We start from the raw sequence: 3,508 nt of genomic DNA on the forward strand, positions 1-3,508 counted from the left end.
GGCCTGCGGGTCGTAGTAGCGGAAGCGGTTGTAGTGCAGCCCCGATTCTTCATCCAGAAGCTGGCCGGCGAATTTTAAACCGGGTTCTGGCTGGCTGTGGTTACGTGAACTAGATACGGGATAACGGCGAACTGTATCTGGCGGGGGACTGGCTGACGCAGTGCGGCCTTACCGAGCAACCGCTGGCGATCAGCGTAATGCCCGGCAAGGTAGTAATTAAGATAATGTAAACTAACATGCTCGTAAATTAAAGGATAATATAACTGGGAAGATCCAGAGGATCTTCCCAGTTATATATTACTTGACCCAATAAGCCAATCGTTCACCAGTGCTTAAATTATCTCTTTTATAAAAAAATACCGTATCGAAGTTAACTGATATACTTTCCCCAACCACTTTAAACTTCAACTCATCATCTGAATAGAATTCAAGGGTTGATAATTTTTGGGAGCCATTATCTTGAATTGATATTTTCATAAAACCCTCATCAAGATCACATGACCAATCCATAACTCCATTAATGTAAGACGGAGTTTCGATTGTGATTTCTAAATTATGATAGTAGGAAAGATCATCACTTCCCACGATGACTAATCGACCTCTTTCATAAAGGAAGACTGAGAAGTCCAGCCAACTTTCTTTCCAATCATGTTTTTTTATATCATTAATTATACTTTGCTCACTCATGGAATAATTCCTGTAGGCAGTGGTATATGCGTATCATTTGCGGCTCCTGGATTATAGTTCGGACTATTAGGCTTCAATACAGATGTATGATGCCAACTACCACTAGGAGAACCATATTCCCAGCCATATCCTTGATTAGTAACAGGGTTTACCCCGTTTTGACTTCTACCCACTCTATATATAGGGCCATTAGCAGAATTACTTCCCGATGGGGCATTCGGATTAACATCGTGCGCCCTTACTTCATACTTATAATTTCCTGCCGTAAATTTCTCTTTAAAGTTGATAGGGTAATTGCTTCCTGACATACCTTGGCGATGTAAGGCGTAATTAAATACATCTTGTGGTGAAGCATTTTTTATCGCTTGATGTGCTTGTGTTGCTGTCATGCCTCGGGAGCGATTGTATTTATACCAATCATACATTCCTGGACATGCCGCCAGCCCCAGCGGATCTATCCATCCCAGCGGATTATGCACATACCCATACGGCCTCTCGCCCCCCGCCAGCCCTATCGGGTCCGGACTTAAGTAACAGCAGGCCTGTGGGTCGTAGTAGCGGAAGCGGTTGTAGTGCAGCCCCGATTCTTCATCCAGAAGCTGGCCGGCGAATTTTAAACCGGGTTCTGGCTGGCTGTGGCTGCGTGAACTAGATACGGGATAACGGCAATCTGTCTCTGCCAGAGGACTGGCGGACGCAGTGCGGCCTGACCGAGCAACCGCTGGCGATCAGCGTGATGCCTGGCAAGGTGGTTATTCAGGTGCAACAGGGGAATATGTTAGCGTAGCGACATATAAAATGGCCAGGAAGATCCAGAGGAGATCTTTCCGGCCTTACTATAGATATATCTTAATAAAAATCATGCTCGTAAATCATATAGATCTTTTGCTTCCTCATCCATATCTATGCTACCAAGAGCACCAAGATCTAAACTATAAATTTTATCACTATTGTCTTTTGAGCAAATAAAATATCCGAGATCACCATCTTGTCCTATCAAAAAATAGTCCGACTCAACCTCTTGTATTGTATACGTTTCATTTCTCTCAACAACATCTAGATAATTAAATATATAAATAGAGTCACCTTGCTTATTTTCTATCTCATAGACTTCTTTATCTTGAACTTCCTCAGATAAAAATTTCTTATACGCACTTGGTAGTTTAATACCTCGACTTGACTCTATGCGCTTTAATTCCTCTAAAACTTTATCTTTATCCATATACAACCACCTTTATCATTAAAATGGTAATGAATTAAATATCAAAGAACGGATTAAGCTTGTTACTTTCCCTGAGACCATCAAAATATTTATAGGCATCGTTAAGGGATCGCCTTGCTTGTTTCGCCGGAACTCCAGAGTTTAACATTTCTCTATAACTAATATTAAATTCCTGCTTCAACGTTGTATCCCAACCACCAGGTAAAGCACGCCGAACACGTTGAGCCGCACTGATTCTAGCGTGAGGACTACCAGATGCTGATTTCAATAATGTTGCTGGAGCAGAGTTCCGTTGATATTCATTAATTCTTTTCTTGGCCCATGCATCCTGAATAGGATGATGACTTTGAACAAAACCATCCGCTTTGCTATTCGAATGTCCCGAAGCACGATTTACTCCTGGAGATAAATTACCATGCGGATCTACATCGCCAGCTTTATAACCATTCGGCGAATTACATGCACTCAATCCAAGAGGGTCGATCCATGTTAACGGGTTCGGAACATAGGCATACAGGTTCATCCCCCCCCGCCAGCCCTATCGGGTCCGGACTTAAGTAACAGCAGGCCTGCGGGTCGTAGTAGCGGAAGCGGTTGTAGTGCAGCCCCGATTCTTCATCCAGAAGCTGGCCGGCGAATTTTAAACCGGGTTCTGGCTGGCTGTGGTTACGTGAACTAGATACGGGATAACGGCAATCTGTCTCTGCCAGAGGACTGGCTGACGCAGTGCGGCCTGACCGGGCAACCGCTGGCGATCAGCGTAATGCCCGGTCAGGTGGTGATTAGGATTCAGCAGGGGAATATATTGGCATGATGACAGGTAAAACAAGCCGGAAGATACCTTATGATCATTCCGGCTTGTTTTAGTTATTCGTAGATCCTGGCAGCCATTAATACGTCAGCAAGGACACTCCAACTGGCATTATCTGGGCATGGCTTATTCATATTCTTATAAAAACCATCCATGTCTTCCATCCATGAAGCCATCGCTTCTAAAAAAGATGGAAGATCATTATTCTCCCACTCATCAGGATTATTTCTTGCTTCCGAAGCCAAAGATAAAATTAATTTAATTAATTCATCTCTAGTTTCAACAGGATATAAATCATTTTCCATTTCAACCACCTATTATCTGTTTAATTCCATCACCTAATTTTAAAATGATGCTCTTACCTTCAGTTTTTGTTGTCATTTTCCACATTTGGCCTGCAACTTCTTTGGCTGTAGCCTATTGGACTGGTACGCTTTCAAGACCTGCTATTTTAAATGCGGCCAATCTTCGATGGTCTAGAGTCCATATTTTCCCTGTAGCATCCCGCCAAACCTTAATAGCAGGTAGATCCGCAGCTTTAAGTGTTCCATTTGCTAATGCAGCAGCGTTATCCAGAACAGTATGAGCTCCTGTTTGATTTTTAATTGAGCTTTGCATGTAGTGAATATCTTTAGGATTGAGATTACACCCAGCCAATCCCAGCGGATCTATCCATGTAAGAGGGTTTTTAACGTAGGCATACAGGTTCATCCCCCCCGCCAGCCCTATCGAGTCCGGGCTTAAGTAACAGCAGGCCTGCGGGTCGTAGTAGCGGAAGCGGTTGTAGT

General features: G+C 43.4%; 7 protein-coding genes and 3 pseudogenes. 3 read left to right on the forward strand and 7 right to left on the reverse strand.

Annotated features, from left to right (window positions below):
* Positions 1-84, reverse strand: a pseudogene (locus DBA33_RS21215) (RHS repeat-associated core domain-containing protein); the annotation flags it as partial.
* Positions 85-131: 47 nt separating this feature from the next.
* Here DBA33_RS21215 and DBA33_RS19900 point away from each other — a divergent pair.
* Positions 132-230, forward strand: a complete 99-nt coding sequence (locus DBA33_RS19900) for a SymE family type I addiction module toxin (RefSeq protein ID WP_346341328.1) — start codon at positions 132-134, stop codon at positions 228-230.
* A 67-nt stretch (positions 231-297) separates the two neighbouring features.
* On the opposite strand, the gene DBA33_RS19905 is transcribed toward DBA33_RS19900, so the two are convergent.
* The gene (locus DBA33_RS19905) at positions 298-687 is read right to left on the reverse strand and encodes a hypothetical protein (RefSeq protein ID WP_120807076.1); all 390 of its coding nucleotides are present in this window, start codon (positions 685-687) and stop codon (positions 298-300) included.
* Positions 684-1,310: pseudogene (locus tag DBA33_RS19910) on the reverse strand (RHS repeat-associated core domain-containing protein); the annotation flags it as partial. The pseudogene DBA33_RS19910 and the gene DBA33_RS19905, both read right to left, overlap by 4 nt.
* A gap of 47 nt (positions 1,311-1,357) precedes the next feature.
* On the opposite strand from DBA33_RS19910, the gene DBA33_RS21100 reads away from it, so the two are divergent.
* On the forward strand, positions 1,358-1,474 hold the full coding sequence (locus tag DBA33_RS21100) for a SymE family type I addiction module toxin (protein WP_276148142.1): 117 nt from the start codon (positions 1,358-1,360) through the stop codon (positions 1,472-1,474).
* Positions 1,475-1,546: 72 nt separating this feature from the next.
* On the opposite strand, the gene DBA33_RS19920 is transcribed toward DBA33_RS21100, so the two are convergent.
* Positions 1,547-1,909 (reverse strand): SMI1/KNR4 family protein, encoded by a 363-nt coding sequence (locus DBA33_RS19920; protein ID WP_120807077.1) that lies wholly within the window; start codon positions 1,907-1,909, stop codon positions 1,547-1,549.
* A 34-nt stretch (positions 1,910-1,943) separates the two neighbouring features.
* Positions 1,944-2,565: pseudogene (locus DBA33_RS19925) on the reverse strand (RHS repeat-associated core domain-containing protein); the annotation flags it as partial.
* Positions 2,566-2,606: 41 nt separating this feature from the next.
* Between DBA33_RS19925 and DBA33_RS21110 the strand changes: the two are divergent.
* A complete protein-coding gene (locus DBA33_RS21110; protein WP_256966740.1) occupies positions 2,607-2,723 on the forward strand; it encodes a type I toxin-antitoxin system SymE family toxin in 117 nt (38 codons plus the stop codon).
* Positions 2,724-2,776: 53 nt separating this feature from the next.
* Here DBA33_RS21110 and DBA33_RS19935 read toward each other — a convergent pair whose 3' ends face one another.
* Entirely contained in the window at positions 2,777-3,025 is a 249-nt protein-coding gene (locus tag DBA33_RS19935; protein WP_064512413.1) for a hypothetical protein, read from the reverse strand.
* A 112-nt stretch (positions 3,026-3,137) separates the two neighbouring features.
* Positions 3,138-3,508: RHS repeat-associated core domain-containing protein (locus DBA33_RS19940; RefSeq protein WP_276148140.1), on the reverse strand; the 371-nt coding region annotated here is incomplete at its 5' end.

It is taken from the genome of Yersinia sp. IP36721, from assembly GCF_003634395.1.
In the GTDB taxonomy this organism is placed as follows: domain Bacteria; phylum Pseudomonadota; class Gammaproteobacteria; order Enterobacterales; family Enterobacteriaceae; genus Yersinia; species Yersinia entomophaga.

What these genes read in the sequence shown, in the direction of transcription:
- DBA33_RS19920 (WP_120807077.1), bottom strand. Translation starts at nt 1,909, where the DNA reads ATGGATAAAGATAAAGTTTTAGAGGAATTAAAGCGCATAGAGTCAAGT.
- DBA33_RS19935 (WP_064512413.1), bottom strand. Translation starts at nt 3,025, where the DNA reads ATGGAAAATGATTTATATCCTGTTGAAACTAGAGATGAATTAATTAAA.
- DBA33_RS19905 (WP_120807076.1), bottom strand. Translation starts at nt 687, where the DNA reads ATGAGTGAGCAAAGTATAATTAATGATATAAAAAAACATGATTGGAAA.